At 69.2% G+C, this 16379-nt stretch carries 17 protein-coding genes; 5 read left to right on the top strand and 12 right to left on the bottom strand.

Annotated features, from left to right (window positions below; translation table 11 throughout):
* Positions 1-93 precede the first annotated feature (93 nt).
* The 5 genes from phnC to phnE (EBE87_RS04840) all read left to right on the top strand — a co-directional run bounded on the left by phnC (position 94) and on the right by phnE (EBE87_RS04840) (position 4827).
* Entirely contained in the window at positions 94-915 is an 822-nt protein-coding gene (gene phnC / locus EBE87_RS04860; RefSeq protein ID WP_120639052.1) for a phosphonate ABC transporter ATP-binding protein, read from the top strand.
* Between the two features lie 47 nt (positions 916-962).
* The gene (gene phnD, locus EBE87_RS04855) at positions 963-1934 is read left to right on the top strand and encodes a phosphate/phosphite/phosphonate ABC transporter substrate-binding protein (RefSeq protein ID WP_120639053.1); all 972 of its coding nucleotides are present in this window, start codon (positions 963-965) and stop codon (positions 1932-1934) included.
* A 115-nt stretch (positions 1935-2049) separates the two neighbouring features.
* Complete coding sequence (gene phnD, locus EBE87_RS04850; RefSeq protein ID WP_120639054.1) at positions 2050-3051, top strand: phosphate/phosphite/phosphonate ABC transporter substrate-binding protein; 1002 nt, start codon at positions 2050-2052, stop codon at positions 3049-3051.
* Positions 3052-3070: 19 nt separating this feature from the next.
* Positions 3071-3967, top strand: coding sequence for a phosphonate ABC transporter, permease protein PhnE (phnE, locus tag EBE87_RS04845; protein ID WP_120639055.1), 897 nt, complete (start codon positions 3071-3073; stop codon positions 3965-3967).
* Entirely contained in the window at positions 3967-4827 is an 861-nt protein-coding gene (gene phnE / locus EBE87_RS04840) for a phosphonate ABC transporter, permease protein PhnE (RefSeq protein WP_199707499.1), read from the top strand. Before phnE (EBE87_RS04845) ends, phnE (EBE87_RS04840) begins: the two co-directional genes overlap by 1 nt.
* Positions 4828-4866: 39 nt before the next feature.
* Here phnE (EBE87_RS04840) and EBE87_RS04835 read toward each other — a convergent pair whose 3' ends face one another.
* The 12 genes from EBE87_RS04835 to dnaA form a co-directional block, all read right to left on the bottom strand.
* The gene (locus EBE87_RS04835; protein WP_122139905.1) at positions 4867-5430 is read right to left on the bottom strand and encodes a GcrA family cell cycle regulator; all 564 of its coding nucleotides are present in this window, start codon (positions 5428-5430) and stop codon (positions 4867-4869) included.
* A gap of 156 nt (positions 5431-5586) precedes the next feature.
* On the bottom strand, positions 5587-6555 hold the full coding sequence (locus EBE87_RS04830; protein ID WP_120638160.1) for an acetamidase/formamidase family protein: 969 nt from the start codon (positions 6553-6555) through the stop codon (positions 5587-5589).
* Positions 6556-6627: 72 nt separating this feature from the next.
* Positions 6628-8493: an ABC transporter ATP-binding protein gene (locus tag EBE87_RS04825; protein WP_120638161.1), complete on the bottom strand. Its 1866-nt coding sequence runs from the start codon at positions 8491-8493 to the stop codon at positions 6628-6630.
* Positions 8494-8601: 108 nt separating this feature from the next.
* Complete coding sequence (gene aqpZ, locus EBE87_RS04820; protein ID WP_120638162.1) at positions 8602-9360, bottom strand: aquaporin Z; 759 nt, start codon at positions 9358-9360, stop codon at positions 8602-8604.
* A 165-nt stretch (positions 9361-9525) separates the two neighbouring features.
* Positions 9526-10515: a magnesium/cobalt transporter CorA gene (gene corA, locus EBE87_RS04815; protein ID WP_120638163.1), complete on the bottom strand. Its 990-nt coding sequence runs from the start codon at positions 10513-10515 to the stop codon at positions 9526-9528.
* 67 nt (positions 10516-10582) lie between these two features.
* Positions 10583-11293 (bottom strand): acireductone synthase, encoded by a 711-nt coding sequence (mtnC, locus tag EBE87_RS04810; RefSeq protein WP_120638164.1) that lies wholly within the window; start codon positions 11291-11293, stop codon positions 10583-10585.
* Complete coding sequence (locus EBE87_RS04805; RefSeq protein ID WP_120638165.1) at positions 11293-11832, bottom strand: 1,2-dihydroxy-3-keto-5-methylthiopentene dioxygenase; 540 nt, start codon at positions 11830-11832, stop codon at positions 11293-11295. Before EBE87_RS04805 ends, mtnC begins: the two co-directional genes overlap by 1 nt.
* A gap of 10 nt (positions 11833-11842) precedes the next feature.
* Positions 11843-12481 (bottom strand): methylthioribulose 1-phosphate dehydratase, encoded by a 639-nt coding sequence (locus EBE87_RS04800; protein ID WP_120638166.1) that lies wholly within the window; start codon positions 12479-12481, stop codon positions 11843-11845.
* 159 nt (positions 12482-12640) lie between these two features.
* A complete protein-coding gene (locus EBE87_RS04795) occupies positions 12641-12907 on the bottom strand; it encodes a twin-arginine translocase TatA/TatE family subunit (protein ID WP_120638167.1) in 267 nt (88 codons plus the stop codon).
* A 185-nt stretch (positions 12908-13092) separates the two neighbouring features.
* Complete coding sequence (locus tag EBE87_RS04790; protein WP_120638168.1) at positions 13093-14076, bottom strand: Bug family tripartite tricarboxylate transporter substrate binding protein; 984 nt, start codon at positions 14074-14076, stop codon at positions 13093-13095.
* A gap of 93 nt (positions 14077-14169) precedes the next feature.
* Positions 14170-14661, bottom strand: coding sequence for a CHAP domain-containing protein (locus EBE87_RS04785; RefSeq protein ID WP_120638169.1), 492 nt, complete (start codon positions 14659-14661; stop codon positions 14170-14172).
* Between the two features lie 215 nt (positions 14662-14876).
* The gene (gene dnaA, locus EBE87_RS04780) at positions 14877-16355 is read right to left on the bottom strand and encodes a chromosomal replication initiator protein DnaA (protein ID WP_408887696.1); all 1479 of its coding nucleotides are present in this window, start codon (positions 16353-16355) and stop codon (positions 14877-14879) included.
* Positions 16356-16379: the final 24 nt, after the last annotated feature.

Below are 16379 nucleotides of genomic sequence, written 5' to 3'. Positions count from 1 at the left end.
CGGCCGGGAGCGGGTTCCACATGGATGTCACGGCCGGGTCATCCGCATGTCACGCACGGCGCCTATACGGCCGGGCAAGGCAAAGGGCATTCGATGCTGCAGCTTGAGGGTCTCACGCGCCGCTTCGGCGCCAATACCGCGGTGGATGGGGTCAGCCTTTCCGTACCGGCGGGGCAGATGGTCGGCGTCATCGGCCGTTCCGGCGCCGGCAAGTCGACGCTGCTGCGCATGGTCAACCGCCTGACCGAGCCCAGCAGCGGCCGCGTCATCCACGATGGCACCGAGGTTACGGCGCTGCGTGGCCAGGAGCTGCGGGACTGGCGCACCGACTGCGCCATGATCTTCCAGCAGTTCAACCTGGTGCAGCGGCTGGATGTGCTGACCAATGTGCTGGTGGGGCGGCTGAACCACCGGCGTGGCTTCGGCGCCACGCTGGGGACGCTGTTCAAGCGCTTCTCGGCCGCCGAGCGCGCCATGGCGCTCTCCGCCCTGGCGCGCTTCGATCTGGCGGAGCAGGCCTTGCAGCGCGCCGATACCCTTTCGGGCGGGCAGCAGCAGCGGGTGGCCATCGCCCGCGCGCTGATGCAGCAGCCCAAGCTGATCCTGGCCGACGAGCCCATCGCCAGCCTGGACCCGCGCAACGCCCAGGTGGTGATGGAGGCGCTGCGCGACGTGAACCGGCGCGACGGCATCACCGTGCTCTGCAACCTGCATCACCTGGAGACGGCGCGGCATTACTGCGACCGCATCGTTGCGATGCAGAAGGGGCGCGTGATGTTCGACGGCACCCCTGCCGCGCTGACCGCCGCCCGCATCCGGGACATCTACGGCGTCTCGGAAGACGAGTTCGACACGGCGCCGGAGATGACCGCGCCCGCCCTGACCCCGGCGAGGGAAGCCGCCTTGCCGGCCTGATTGCCGCGCCCGCCGCCGGCGGGCCGCGAAACCCTGGAGAGTGTCCGATGATCACGCGCCGTTCCCTGGCCGCCTTCGCGGCCGGTTCCTTGCTGCTGCCTGCTTCCCTGCGCGCGCAGGATGCCGCCGCTGTCGCCATGCCCGCCGCTGGCGAGCGTCCCTGGGTCAAGGATGTGCCGCAGATCCGCCTCGGCCTGCTGGGCGGCGAGAACGAGGCCGACCGCCTCGGCCGCTTTGGCGACTATGCCAAGCTGATCGAGAGCACCTTCAAGGTGCCGGCCCGCCTCTACCCCGCCGCCGATTATGCCGGCGTGATGCAGGCCTTCGCGGCGAAGCAGATCGAGGCTTCCTCCATGGGCGCCTCCGGCTATGCCGGCACCTGGCTGGACACCGATGGCGGCGTGGAGCCGCTGGTGGTGCCGCGGGAGCAGGACGGTTCCATCGCCTATGTTTCCGTGCTGATCGTGCGCCGCGACAGCGGCATCATCAGCCTGGATCAGATGCGCGGCAAGTCCCTGGCCTGGGCCGACCCGAATTCCACCTCGGGTTACCTGATCCCGCGCTCCGAACTGCGCGGCGCGGGCATCGACATCAACAACTACTTCTCCCGCACCGGCTTCGCCGGCGGGCATGAGCAGGCGGTGGTGGCGGTGCAGCAGGGGCAATACGACGGCGCCGTCACCTGGGCCTCCGGCCAGGGCGACGAGGCCGAGGGCTATAGCCGCGGCAACCTGCGCTCCATGGTGGATAAGGGGATGCTGAAGATGAGCGACATGCGCATCATCTGGAAGTCCCGCCCCATCCCCAATGGCCCGCTGGTGGTGCGCTCCGACCTGCCGGCCGCCTTCAAGGCCGATTTCAAGCAGTTCCACCTGGCGCTGCCGACCGCCCACCCCGCGATCTACGAGCAGATCGAGAAGGGCGGCGGGAAGGGCTATGCCGAGGTGACGCACGAGATGTTCGACCCCATCGTGCAGCTGCGTCGCGAGGAAGCGGCCGAGCGGCGGCGCCGTTCGTGACGCTGGTGGCATAGCGGCCATGGCAGCCGTTCGCATGGCTGCCCTGGCCCTGGGGCGGCGGTGGGGCCTAGTCTTCCCGCCCCGCTTCCAGCGCCGCCCCGAAAGACCGCTTCCGATGCCCGTGAACCGCCGCCAGATCCTCTCCATCGCTGCCAGCGCCACGCTGCTGCCGGCCCTTGGCCATGCCCAGGGCGCCACGCCGCGCCTGCGCCGCAGCGGCGATGCCGATGTGGTCTTCCCGAAGCCCGGCCGCCGCGCCTGGGCGGAGCAGGTGCGGCACCTGAACATCGCCCTGATGGGCGGCGAGAACGAGGCCGACCGCCTGGCGCGCTTCGAGGGCTACCGCGCCTTGATGCAGGATACCTTCGGCATCCCCGTCCGCACGCTGCCGGCCAGCGACTATGCCGGCGCCATCCAGGCCTTCGATGCCAAGCAGGTGGAGATCGCCTCGCTCGGCTCCACCGCCTATGCCGCCGCCTGGATGGAAACCAAGGGCGGCGTCGAGCCGCTGGTGGTGCCGGAGGAAGAGGACGGTTCCATCTACTACCGCGCCGTGATGGTGGCGCGGGCCGATAGCGGCATCGCGGACCTCGCCGGCATGAAGGGGCGTTCGCTTGCCTGGGCGGACCCCAATTCCTCCTCCGGCTACCTGGTGCCGCGCACGGCGCTGCGGCGGCAGGGGATCGACGTGAACAGCTATTTCTCCCGCACCGGCTTCGCGGGAGGGCATGAGCAGGGCGTGGTGGCGGTGCTGCAGAAGCAATACGACGCCGCCTGCACCTGGGCCTCCGGCCTTGGCGACGAGAGCACCGGCTTCACCCGCGGCAACCTGCGCGCGATGGTGGAGAAGGGGATGCTGAAGATGAGCGACATCCGCGTCATCTGGACCTCCGAGCCCATCGCCACCGGCCCCATCACCGTGCGCGCCGACCTGCCGGCGGAAGCCAAGGAAGACCTGAAGCTGTTCTTCCTGGCGCTGCCCAAGGCGCATCCGGATATCTACCGGCAGATCACCCGTGGCCCCGGCACCGGCTACCGCGAGGGCCGGCACGAGGACTACGAGATCTTCATCGAAATGCGACGCGAGGAGGCGGCGGCACGGCGCCGCCGGGACTAAACCGCATGAGCCCAGCCCCATGAGCGCGACGACCATTGAGCCCGCCCTGCTGGCGCGGGGCGAGGCCGCCTTCCAGGCCCAGCGCCGGCAACGGCGGCGGGCCACGCTGACGGGGCTGGCCATCCTCGCCCTCTGCCTCTGGGCGGCGGGCTGGATCAGCGAATTCTACCCGTCCTCCTTGGCGGCGGGCCTGCCACGTGTGGGCGAGTATTTTTACAAGTTGCTGCCTTCGCTGCGCTGGGATGCGCTGTTCTCCGGTGCAGATACCGAGGGCAGCATCGCCTTCTGGTTCTACCGGCTGGACGATTGGGCCTGGCTGCTGCTGCAGACTTCGCAAATGGCGGCACTGGCCACCCTGGCCGGCGCGGCGGTGGCGCTGCTGCTGGCCTTTCCCGCCGCGCGCAACATCGCCCCCACGCGCACCATCAATGTGCTGATGCGGCGTGGGCTGGAGGCGATGCGCACGGTGCCGGAGATCGTTTATGCGCTGATCTTCGTCTGGGCCTTCGGCGTCGGGCCGCTGGCGGGTATCCTGGCGATCTTCCTGCATACCGCAGGGGCCTTGGGAAAGCTGTTCTCCGAGGTGGTGGAGAATGCTGACCTGCGCCCCTGGGAAGGGCTGCGTGCCTCCGGCGCCAATTGGGCGCAGGCCTGCCGCTACGCCATCCTGCCGCAGGTCGCGCCCAATCTCATCAGCTACGGGCTGCTGCGTTTCGAAATCAATGTGCGTGGTGCCAGCGTCATCGGCTTTGTCGGCGCCGGCGGCATCGGGCAGGAGCTGAACCTGGTGATCGCTTCCAACTACTACGAGGAAATCAGCGCCATCGTGGTGCTGATCATCCTGACCGTCTTCGCCATCGACTACGTCTCCGAGAAGCTGCGCCACCGCGTCATCGGCGCGGCGGAGGGGCATTGATGCGCCCCGCCGGCATGACCGCCGAGGAGATCGCGCAATGGCAGGCGAAGCTGCCGCGCGCCTTCGGGCCCACGGGCGGCACGTGGCTGCTGCGCTGGCTGCTGGGCGCCGCCTTCATCCTCTGGCTGGGCACGCTGCTGTGGTGGTTCGACATCACGCCGCGCCGGCTCTGGAACGGGCTCTCGGGCCTGGCCACCATCGTCCGGCTGATGATCCCGCCCAGCCCTGGCGAATTGTGGTGGGACATCATGAAGGGCATGGCGGAGAGTGTCGCCATGGCCTTCCTGGGCACGGTGATGGCGGCACTGGTGGCGGTGCCGCTGGGCTTCCTGGGGGCGCGCAACATCGTCACCGTCACGCTGCTGCGCTTCTCGGTGCGGCGGCTGTTCGATGGCGTGCGGGGCGTGGACCAGTTGATCTGGGCGCTGGCCTATGTGCGCGCGGTGGGGCTGGGGCCGCTGGCCGGCGTGCTGGCCATCTTCACCAGCGATACCGCCGTGCTGGCCAAACTCTATGCCGAGGCCATCGAGAATGCCGAGAAGCGGCAGAGCGAGGGTATCGTCGCCGCCGGCGGCAGCCGCTTGCAGGCCATCCGCTTCGGCGTGCTGCCGCAGGTGCTGCCGGTGATGCTGGCGCAGGCTTTGTATTTCTTCGAGAGCAACACACGCTCCGCCGCCATCCTGGGCGTGGTGGGCGCGGGCGGCATCGGGTTGCAGATCGCCGAACGCATCAAGGTGCGCCACTGGGACGAAGTGGCCTTCATCATCCTGATGATGGTGGTGACGGTGGGAGTGATCGACTGGCTCTCGGCCAGGGTCCGGCGGCGGCTGATCGGCATCCGCGAAACGCCGGTCGGGTGAGGCGCCTGCCTCACCCTGTCATGACGAAGCCCGCAGGCTTCAGGCGGCGTCCTCGCGGCGGTCACGCACCTTCACATAGGCCACCGCGGCATGCTCGGGGCAGTAGGGCTTGCCGGTGATTGCGTCGCCCGTGCAGAAACGGAAATCCGGTGTGCCGGGCTCGCCAATCGGCCAGCAGCAGGTGCGGGCGCTGCTGCGCGGGAAGGGCCGCACCACGGCATTGGACACGGGCATCGGCTTGCGCGCCGGCGGCGCCACCGGCGCGGCGGCGGCAGGGCGCGGCGCCGGGGCGGGCGCGGGGCGCGCGGCGGCGGCAGGCGCAGTGGCCGTTGCCACGGCGGGCTGCGCCGGCTGCGATGCGGGAATGGTTGTCGCGGCGGTCGCCGCCACGGGGGCGGCAACAGGCGCGGGGCGTGGCGCTTCGGGCTGCGCGCCCGTGGTCTCGCGGCGGATCGGGCTGGGTCGCGGCGGCAGGTTCAGGCGATGTGCCTTGCCCACCACAGCATTCTTGGAGATTCCCATGCGACGGCCGATTTCCGCCGTCGAATGGCCTTCCGCCCAATAGCCCCGCAGGGCCTCGATGGCCTCCGGTGTCCAATCCATAGGCGCCGTCTCCTGCGTCCCTGCTACCAGATACGGTAGTTGCGCACGGGGGTTGCGCACAAGATGGGGTTATTCACATCGCCCCCGAAATCTGTGGAAAACCCCTTGCGCGGTACCACGAAATCGGGAGGGCATCCCGAATCGCGGCATCGAAAATCAGAAGAGCAGCCCCTTGCGCAGCATGCCGTGCACGCCCTTCTCGCCATTCACCGTTTGTGTCACTCGGAAATCCACGGCCAGCGAGCAGAACTGGTAGGCATCCGCCGCCGAGATATTCGCACGCGCCACAATGAAGGCGATCATCTCGCGCAGCGCCTGCTTCATCGCAAGATCAAGATCTTCGTGGATGCCCATGGAAATGTAATGGGTCGGCGTTTCGGCACGCGGAAAGCGCAGCAGCGGCTGTCGCGCGCCGCCGCCCTTGTGCAGCGTGAAACGGAAATGGCCGGTCAGGCACATCTCCAGCGCCGTGACGCAGACCTCGCCATCACCCTGCACGCCATGGCCATCACCGGCGGAGAACAGGCCGCCCGGCGCATGCACCGGCAACCACAAGGTAGAGCCCGCCACCAGTTCCTTGTTGTCCAGGTTGCCGCCATGCGCGCGCGGCTCCTTGGTGGAGATCTGACCCCATTCCACCGGCGGCGCCACGCCCATCACGCCGAAGAAGGGCGAGAGCGGCAGGTCCAGCCCGCCATTCGGGCCGAAGGGCAGGTGGCAGGTGTTCTTCTCGCGGTCCACCGGGATGTGCAGCAGGCGGCGGTAGGGGAAGTCTTCCGGCAGCGTGCCCACCAGCGGGCGGAAATGGTTGTAGCCCCAGTCGGCGCCCAGCTCGATCTGCTCGATCTGGATCTCCAGCGCATCGCCGGCCTCGGCGCCTTCCACCGCCACCGGGCCGGTGACGAGATGCGGGCCCAGGCGCGGCACGCCGGCGGCATGGATGGCGGCCAGGCACTCGGGCACCACCATGCCGCTCTCCGGCGGCGGCATGATCTCGGCGGGGCCGGAGACGCATTGCATCACCACGGTGTCGCCGGACTGCACCGTCATCACGGGCGCGAAGCTGGCGTCGAAGGCGCCGAAGCGGACGGTATCGGGGGTGGCGGCGAGGTTGTGGACGGTCATGCGGCGGGCTCCTGCGGTGCCGCTGGCAGGGCGGCGCCGCAGGTTCAGGCGGGCGGGGGCCTCCGGTCAAGGTCAGGCGCCGATGAAGCCGCCCGATTGCCGCTGCCACAGTCGCGCATATGGACCATCGCGCTCCAGCAGTTGCGTATGGGTGCCCTGTTCCACCACCCGCCCGTGTTCCAGCACCACCAGCCGGTCCATGGAGGAGAGGGTGGAAAGCCGGTGCGCGATGGCGATGACGGTCTTGCCCGCCATCAGCCGATCCAGCGATTGCTGGATGGCGGCTTCCACCTCGGAATCCAGCGCGCTGGTGGCTTCGTCCAGCACCAGGATGGGGGCGTTCTTCAGCAGCACACGCGCGATGGCGACGCGCTGGCGCTGGCCACCGGACAGCTTCACGCCGCGCTCGCCCACATGCGCGTCGTAGCCGGTGCGGCCGCGCCAGTCGGACAGGTCCTGGATGAAGGCATCGGCCTCCGCGTCGCGCGCGGCGGCGGCGATCTCCTCGGCCGTGGCTTCCTGGCGGCCGTAGCGGATGTTATCGCGGATGGAACGGTGCAGCAGCGCGGTGTCCTGCGTCACCATGCCGATGGCGGCGCGCAGGCTTTCCTGCGTCACGGTGGCGATATCCTGCCCATCGATCAGGATTCTGCCTTCTTCTGGCTCAAAGAAACGCAACAGCAGGTTGACCGCCGTGGTCTTGCCCGCGCCGGAATGGCCGACCAGGCCAACACGTTCGCCCGGCGCGATGCGCAGATCGAACCCATCCAGCACGCCGCGCTCCCGCCCATAGCCGAAGCGGACCTTCTCGAAGACGATCTCCCCGCGCGTGACGCGCAGCGGCGTGGCGCCGGGGCGGTCCGGCGCGGTGGGCGGCACGGCGATGCTGCCGATGGCTTCCTGCACCACGCCGATATTCTCGAAGATGGAAGCGACGTTGAAGGCCACCCAGCCGGAGATATTGGCGATCTGCCAGGCCATCGGCAGCGCGGCGGCGACGGTGGCGAGCGGGATCTCGCCACGGTTCCACAGCGTCAGGGACAGCGCGGCCATGCCGGTGAGCATGATGGCATTGAGCGAGGAGAGCAGCAGGCCGTTCAGCGTGATCATGCGCATCTGCCGCTGGAAGGCGGCCGTCAGGCCCAGCATGCCCTCGCGCACGAAGGCATCCTCCTGATCCGCGCGGGCGAAAAGCTTGAGGGTGAGAATATTGGTGTAGCTGTCCACGATGCGGCCGGTGAGCAGGCTGCGCGCCTCGCTGGCGGCCTTGGCGCGGGCGCGCAGGCGCGGGATGATGAAGCGCAGCAGCGTGGCATAGGCCAGGAACCAGCAGAGGATCGGCGCCGCCAGCCAGGCATCGGCGCTGGCGAGGTAGATGACCGCGCCCGAGCCATAGACCAGGATGTACCAGACGGCGGTGACGGACTGCACCACGCTTTCCCGCAGCGAGGGCCCGGCCTGCATCACGCGGTTGGCGATGCGCCCGGCGAAATCCTCCTGGAAGAAGGCCCAGCCCTGGCGCACCACGTGCCAGTGGCTCTGCCAGCGGATCAGGCTGGTGACGGTGGCATTGATGGCCTGCTGGCTGACCATGTTCTGCGCCAGGATGGCCAGCGGCCGGCAGACCAGCAGCACGAAACCCATGCCGAGGAGCGGCGCCCAGGCCTCGGTGAAGAGGCGGCCCGGGGCATGTTCGCTCAGCAGGCCCACGACGCGGCCAATGAAGACCGGGATGGCCGCGTCCAGCAGCGCCACCGACAGGCCGGCGAGAAACAGCAGCGCGAAGAGCAGCCGGGCCTGGCGGATGAAATACCAGTAGAAGCCGGCGAGATTGGCCGGCGGCGGCTGGTCCGGCACCGGCACGCCCAGCACCCGGCTGGCGGGCTGGCCGGGCGGCGCCACGGGGTCGATCAGGGTCTCGAGGGGGAAGCGCGGCATGGCGGCAAGGCAGGACCCGCGCCGCGCCGCTGTCAACCAGGCGGATATGACAAGTGGCGGAACTGAAGCGGGGGCGGGGCCTTTTGCTGGCCCCGCCCCCTCGCGGTACTATTCCCCGGGCAAGGGGGCGCGGCCGCGACGCTCATCGACCACCGCGGTATTCACCATGTCCGCGGGCTCGTAGAGGATGCGCGTCAACGCGCCCGCCAGGATCGCGCCGAGGATGGGCGCGAGCCAGAAAAGCCAGAGCTGGCCGACATATTCGCCGCCCGCGAAGAGTGCTGGCGCCGTGCTGCGGGCCGGGTTGACCGAAGTGTTGGTGACCGGGATCGAGATCAGGTGGATCAGCGTCAGGGCCAGGCCGATCGGGATGCCGGCGAAGCCCGAGGCAGCACCCTTGGAGGTGGCACCGATGATGATGAGCAGGAAGAAGAAGGTCAGCAGCAGTTCCGCCGCGAAGGCCGCGCCCATCGAGTAGCGGCCGGGGCTGAGCGCGCCATAGCCGTTGGAGGCGAAGCCGGCCGGCACCCAGTCCGGCTTGCCGGACGCGATGAACCAGAGCACTGCCGCGCCGCAGATGGCGCCCACCACCTGCACAACGATGTAGGGCACCACATGCTTGTTGGCACAGCGCCCCGCCGACCAGAGGCCAATCGTGACGGCCGGGTTGAAATGCCCGCCGGAGATATGGCCCATCGCATAGGCCATGGAGAGCACCGTCAGCCCAAAGGCGAAGGCCACGCCGACGAAGCCGATGCCGAGTTCGGGAAAGGCGGCCGAGAGGACGGCGCTGCCGCAGCCGCCGAAAACCAGCCAGAATGTGCCAAGGAATTCCGCGATCAGCCGCCGCTGCATGTCATAATGCATGATGCTGATTCGCTGGGCTTGAGGACGCGAGGTGTCGCATGACGAGCCTCCGCAACCAGGTTGTGGTCTCGTCATCCCGCCTCAGTTCAGGCCGAACAGCGAGTCAGCGAAGCTTATGACGAATGCAAAATGAATAACAACGCGCAGTTTCGCGAGTGAAAAGCGTCAGAGCCAGCCCTTGCGCTTGAAGTACAGGATCGGCAGCACCGCGCTGCAGATCATCACCAGCAGCGCCATGGGATAGCCGAAGCGCCAGCCAAGCTCTGGCATATGCGCGAAGTTCATGCCGTAGATGCTGGCGACCAGGGTGGGCGGCATCAGCGCCACGCTGGCAACGGTGAAGGTCTTGATGATGCCGTTCTGGTCGATGTTGATGATGCCGAGCACGGCATCCAGCAGGAAATTCGCCTTGTTGGAGAGAAAGGAGGCGTGTTCCACCAGGGAGCGGACATCGCGTTCCAGCACCTTGATGATAGGCTTGTTCTCCTTGCGCACCGCCGTGGCCTTCTCGGCATTCACGAAGGTGAGGATGCGCGTCAGGCCCAGCAGCGTCTCCCGCGCGCGGGAGGTGACCTCGCCCACCTCACCCAGCAGGATCAGCACGTCCTTCAGGTCGGCGTCGCGGGCGTTCGCCTTCTTTTTGGTGGTGCCCTTGGCGGTGCGGAAGGCGGACTGGCTGGCGCGGTCCATGTCGGCCCCCAGGCGCTCCAGGATATCGGCCAGGCGGTCCACCACCTGCTCGAACAGGTGCAGCATCACGGCGTCGGAGGAGGTCAGCAGGCCCGGGCTGCGCTGCGCCCGGTTGGCGAAGGCGCTGAAGGCCTTGGGCGTGGCATAGCGCACCGTCAGCAGCGTCTGCCCGGCCAGCACGAAGGTGATGGGGGTGGAGCCGTATTCGCCCTGGTCGGCGCCGTAGAGGAAGGGGGCGGTGAGGAACAGCGCCTCGCCTTCCCGGTAGAGGCGGGAGGAGCTTTCGATCTCCTGCATCTCCTCACGGGTCGGCAGCTCCAGGGAGAGCGCCTGCTCGATGGCCTGCACCTCGTCCCGCGAGGGGTTCAGCAGGTCGATCCAGACAGCGGCGCGCAGCGTGGCGGCGGGCTGGCCGCCGTCATCGAGGCTCAGGCGGCCACCGGCCACGGTATAGGTGGTCATCATGCGATGGCGGGCTCTCCCGGCGCGGGTTGCGGGCGGCGGTGTTCATACCGCCACGCCGCAGGCCGTGTCACGCCGCGGTGGCGCGGGGCAGCGGCAGGCCGAACTGGCGGGCCACGCCGGGGAAATCCGCCGCCTGCCGGTGCCGGCCGCTGGGCAGGGTGCCATCGGCCTCCCGCACCAGCTGGCAGGTCTGGAAGCCGGCCGTGGCGGCGGCGTCCAGCTCTTCCGCCACATCGGACAGGAAGAGGATGGATTCCGGCGGCAGGTGCAGGCCGCGCGCGATGGCGGCATAGCTGGCCGCCTCCCGCTTGCCGCCGGTGGTGGTGTCGAAGAAGCCGGTGAAGAGGCTGGCGAGGTCGCCGGCCGCCGAATGGCCGAAGATCAGCTTCTGCGCCGCGACGGAGCCCGAGGAATAGACATGCAGCCCGATGCCGGCGCGGGCCCAGGCCCGCAGGCAGGGCGCCACATCCGGCCAGAGATGCCCCTCGATCCGCCCGTCCAGATAGCCCTGGCGCCAGATCAGGCCCTGCAGGGTCTTCAGCGGCGTGACCTTGGCATCCTCGGCCATCCAGCGGCGCAGGGCGGACACCCCATCCTCACCCGGCTCCGCCAGGCGGCGGGCCTCCGCGAGGCAGGCGGCCACCTCGGGCTCCTGGCCATGGTCGGCCAGGAAGCCCTCCAGCGCCTCCCGCGCGAAGGGGAAGAGCGTCTCCTTCACGAAGGCGATGCTGCTGGTGGTGCCCTCGATATCGGTCAGGACGGCGCTGACCGGCGCCATCAGTCCACCACCGCCGGGAAGCGGGTGGAGATGTCGGTGCCGGTGTAATGCGGCGTCCAGCCCGTGGTGTCGGTGAAGATGCGCAGCGCCGTGACGCGCGGCTCGGTGCCGGCATCGAACCAGTGCTGGGTGTTGGCCGGCACGGAGATCAGGTCGCCCTGGGTGCAGTGGGCGTCATAGACCTTGCCGTCCACATGCATGATGAAGTTGCCGCTGCCCTCGTGGAAGAAGCGGACCTCGTCTTCCGTGTGGGTATGCTCGTCCAGGAACTTCTGGCGCATGGCATCCTTCTGCGGGTGGCTGGAATCCAGCTTGATCACGTCCGCCGTGCCGGCGCCGGTATCGCCCATGAAGGCATCGAGCTGCGGCCGGTAGGCGGCCAGCACCGTCTCGGCATCCGCGCCCTCGGGCAGGTCGGCCACCGGCCAGCGCTCGAAGCGCACGTTGATGGGGGCGAGCGCGGCGGCGATCTCGGCCGCGTCGCTGCTGCGCAGCAGTTCGGCGCCGGTGGCGGCGTCGCGGATGGTCAGAAGGCTCATGCCGTCCTCCTCAGGTGCGGGGGTGTTCGTGCAGATGGCAATCGAGCATGAATTCCAGCGCCTCCATGCGGGCCAGCGCGGTGTCCATGTCCGGACCCCATACATAGACCCCGTGGCCCCGCAGCAAATAGCCGGGCGGGATGACATCTTCATCCGCCGCCATGCGGCTCCAGCGGGCCTCCACCACGCCTTGCAGGCGGGCGATGTCCTGGTCGTTGTCGAAGACCGGCAGGGTGACGCTGGCCTCGTGCGTGGGGAGGCCGGGGAAGGCCTTCAGCAGCTCGTAGCCTTCGAGGGTGATGCTGTCGCCGGCGAGGCGGGAGAGCACGGTATTGGCGATGGAATGCCCATGCAGCACCGCGCCCGCCTCGGGGAAGCGGCGATAGGCGCCGCAATGCAGCAGGGTCTCGGCGGAAGGGCGCAGGCCAGGCTGTTCCGGGCGGCCATCCAGATCCACCACCATCAGCGAGTCCGGCACCAGCCGCGCCTTGTGGAAGCCGGAGCGGGTGATGGCGACGCGGCTATCGGGCAGGCGGATGGAGAGATTGCCGGCGGTGGCGGGCACCCAGTTGCGCTGGTCCAGCCGGGCACCGGCCGCGATGATGGCCTCGGCCACCGGGGCCGGGATTGCCTCTGGGGTATTCTGCAAGGGCTTGGGCCTCCCGTTCCATAGGCGGCGGGCGCGCCGTTACACGGGCGCCTCGCCGGCGGCGGCGTAGCAGCACGCCGCCCCCATGGCCAGGGGAGAGAGCCGGGCGAGGGGGCCGAAGGCCCCCCGCGGGCGCGGGGCGGGTGCCCCGCGCGGGCTTCAGGCGGCCGGGCGGTTGGTGCTCTGCTGCGGGGCAGCCTGCGTCGGCTGCACCGTGGTCGGACCCTGCAGGTTGCCGGCCGGTGTCGTCGGCGGAGTGGCCTCGGCGGCCATCGACGCGTCTTCGTTCTCGTTCATGTTCTTCTTGAAGGACTTGATGCCCTTCGCGAAGTCGCCCATCAGGCCGCTGATCTTGCTACCGCCGCCGAAGAGCAGCAGCACCACGAGCAGCACGACCATCCAGTGCCAGATGCTGAAGGAACCCATGCCAAGCCTCGATCCAGTTGGGCGCTGCGTTTGAGGGGATTCCTGCCCCCGCATCGCGTGCGCGCATTCGTGCTACGAGGACCACACTACTGTCCCGGCGCCCCCCGTGCAAAGGGCAGATGGCCCGAATCGGCCCCGGAAACAACCGGTGGCCGACTCGTTTTTACAGGCCGCTGGGCGGCGGCTTATTCCGCCGTGATGCCGAGCTGCTTGATCAGCGCGCCCCAACGCGCGGTTTCCGCCTGGATAAAGGCGGCGCATTCGGCGGGGCTGCTGCCCACCACCTCGAAGCCGGCGGTCTGCAGCGCCTTCTGGCCCTGTGGCGCCGTCAGCGCCACCTTGGCCTCGCGCGCCAGCAGGGCGATGCGGTCCCCGGGCATGCTGGCCGGGGCGACCAGCGCGTTCCAGGCATAGGATGCGGCGCCGGGGAAACCGGCCTCGGCCAGGGTCGGCACCTCCGGGATCTGCGGCAGGCGGGCCTCGGTGGTCACCACCAGCGGGTGCACCTGACCCTCGCGGATCTGCGGCAGGATGCCAGCGATGGTCAGGAACACGGCGCTGATGCGCCCCGCCACCAGGTCCAGCACCGCCTGCGGGAAGCCCCGGTAGGGCACGTGCTCCGCCTGGAAGCCGCCGCGCGCCTTCAGGTCCTCCATGGCGAGATGGCCGCCGGAGCCGGCGCCGACGGAGCCGAAGGTCAGCGCCGTGGGATTGGCGCGGCCATAGGCGACGAATTCCTCCAGCGTCTTCGCCGGCACGGAGGGATGCACCACCAGCACCTGCCCGGCGCGGGCCACCAGCGAGACCGGCGCCAGGTCCTTCTGCGGGTCGTAGGGCAGGCTGGGGTAAAGCGCGGGCGCGGTGGCCAGCGGGCCGTTGATGGTCAGGCCGATGGTATGGCCATCCGCCGCCTTGGCCACGGCATCGGTGCCGAGGTTGCCGCCGGCGCCGACGCGGTTATCCGCCACGCAGGGCTGGCCCAGCACCGCCGAGTAATGCTGCGCGATGATGCGGGCCACGATGTCCGGCGTGGAGCCGGGCGGGAAGGGCACCACCATGCGCAGGGGGCGGTCGGGCCAATGGCCGGCGGCATTGGAGCCCTGCGCCAGCGCGGCCCCGGGCAGGGCGGCGGCGGCGCCGAGCGCCAGAAGGGAGCGGCGGTGCAGCATGACGGTTATTTCTTCTCCGTGCGGGCTTGCCACGGATTGAGCATGGCGGCCCGGCCCCGTCCAGACGGCGCTTGGCGGGGCAGCCTTGCCGCCCTAGCGGGCCGCCATCAGCGGCTGGCGGTAGATGAAGCCGGCGGCGGGATAGCTGCTCGCGCCCAGGTTGTTCACCGGCGGATACCAGACCCGCACCAGCGACCAGTCATTGCCAGGGGAGACATCGACCACCGGCTGGTCCTGCGTGATGCGGCCCTTGGCGGCGCCATTGGCCCAGTTGGCATGGTTCACCCGGATCTCGCGCGAGGACACCACGCGGCTGACCACCGAGAGGTGCCCGTCCCGCAGCCGGGAGGTGCGGCGCAGCACCAGGATGCTGCCGGGGCGCGGCACCACGCCGCGGGCATAGCGGCCGGCGGCGGCGTCCCACCATTCCCAGGCATCGCCCGCAAGCTGGATGCCGGATTCGGCGCGGGCATAGGGCACGCACCACATGAAGCCGCCGGCACCGGAGCCAGTGACGGCCCGCCCGCCGCCACAGGCGGTGAGCAGCAGCAAGGCGAGAAGAGCGAAAACCCCCGGGAAGCGCATGGGCGCAAAGATCCGTCCTGATCCGCCAGCAGCCCGGGGGGAGGCCGCTGGATAATGGGCTGGCTATAGCAGAGGTGAGGGTGGTCTGTCTGCGGAGAGGGCAGTGGCGCCGCCCTGGACCCCGCCATCAGTCAGGCGGGACATGAACTCGAAGCGGGGTCCGGGGTGGACTTTCCACCCCGGCGGGGGACCGGGGGCAGAGCCCCCGGAGTGCTTCAGGTCTCCAGCATACGCCGCAGCAGCTCGACATCCTCGGCGAAGGAGACATCGGCCTGCATCAGCTCGGCGACGCGGGAGACAGCATGCATGACCGTGGTGTGGTCGCGGTTGCCGAAGCGGCGGCCGATCTCGGGCAGGGAGCGGGAGGTGAGCTGCTTGGCCAGGTACATGGCCACCTGCCGCGGGCGCGCCACGTTGCGGGCGCGGCGGGCGGAGGACATGTCGGTCAGGCGGATGTTGTAGTGCTCCGCGACCTTGCGCTGGATCTCCTCGATCGTCACGCGGCGGTCATGGGCGCGCAGGATGTCGTGCAGGACCTCCTGGGCGCTCTCCAGCGTCACCGGGCGGCCGAAGAGGTTCGCATGGGCGATCAGGCGGTTCAGGGCGCCTTCCAGCTCACGGACGTTGCTGGTGATCTTGTGCGCCAGGAATTCCAGCACGCGCGACGGCACCTCGACCTCAGCGGTCTGCGCCTTGGCCTGGAGGATGGAGATGCGCAGCTCGTAGGTGGTGGCATGGATATCGGCCACCATGCCGCAGCCGAGGCGGGTGCGCAGGCGGTCCTCCAGCCCGGACAGGTCGGAAGGCGACTTGTCGGCGGACACCACGATCTGTTTGCCGGCATCCACCAGCGCATTGAAGGTGTGGAAGAATTCTTCCTGCGTATTGTCCTTGCCGATCAGGAACTGCAGGTCGTCGATCATCAGCACATCGACGGAACGCAGCGATTCCTTGAACTGCATGGTGGACTGGTTCCGCAGCGCGTTGATGAACCGGTACATGAAGGTCTCGGCCGACATGTAGGTCACGTGGCGCTCGACACCGCCCTCGCCATTCTGGATGGCCCAGGCGACGGCATGCATCAGGTGCGTCTTGCCCAGGCCGACGCCGCCATACAGGAACAGCGGGTTGAAGCCCGGACTCGCCGGCTTCTCGGCCACGCGGCGGGCGCAGGCATGGGCGAATTCATTCGGCTTGCCGACGACGAAGCTGTCGAAGGTGAAGCGCGGGTCCAGCTTGGCCGACCAGTCGTTGGTCGGGCGCTCGGCGGCACGCGGCTCGGCGGCGCGGGCGGGTTCCGGGCGGACAGGCTCGGGCTGGCGGGGAGAGAGCGACTCGGCCAGGCCGCCGGCGCGGGGCTGCGCGGGCTCCTCGCCACGCGGCTCGGCCGGACGGGCCTCGGTGGCCACGCGGATGTCGATGCGGCGCACGCCGGGATGCTCGGCCTGCCACAGCACGCGCAGGCGGTCGCTGTAATGGGTGCGAACCCAGTCCCGCAGGAAGCGCGTGGGCAGCAGAATGACGACTTCCTCGCCCTCGATGGCCGAGAGGGTCATCTGCCGCAGCCAGGAGCGGTACTCGACCTCGCCCACGTCCTCCCGCAGGCGGCCGCGAATCCGGGCCCAGGCCTCCGCCACAGGGTCCTGGCCTTCGCTGTCGCGGGCCATCATCTCCTGCGGGGGCTGAGACGGCATGTCGAGCTCATTCTCCATGCGAAG

The sequence above is a fragment of the Teichococcus wenyumeiae genome (assembly GCF_003696345.1).
GTDB lineage: Bacteria > Pseudomonadota > Alphaproteobacteria > Acetobacterales > Acetobacteraceae > Pseudoroseomonas > Pseudoroseomonas wenyumeiae.
This window is presented reverse-complemented; position numbering and strand designations above follow the sequence as displayed.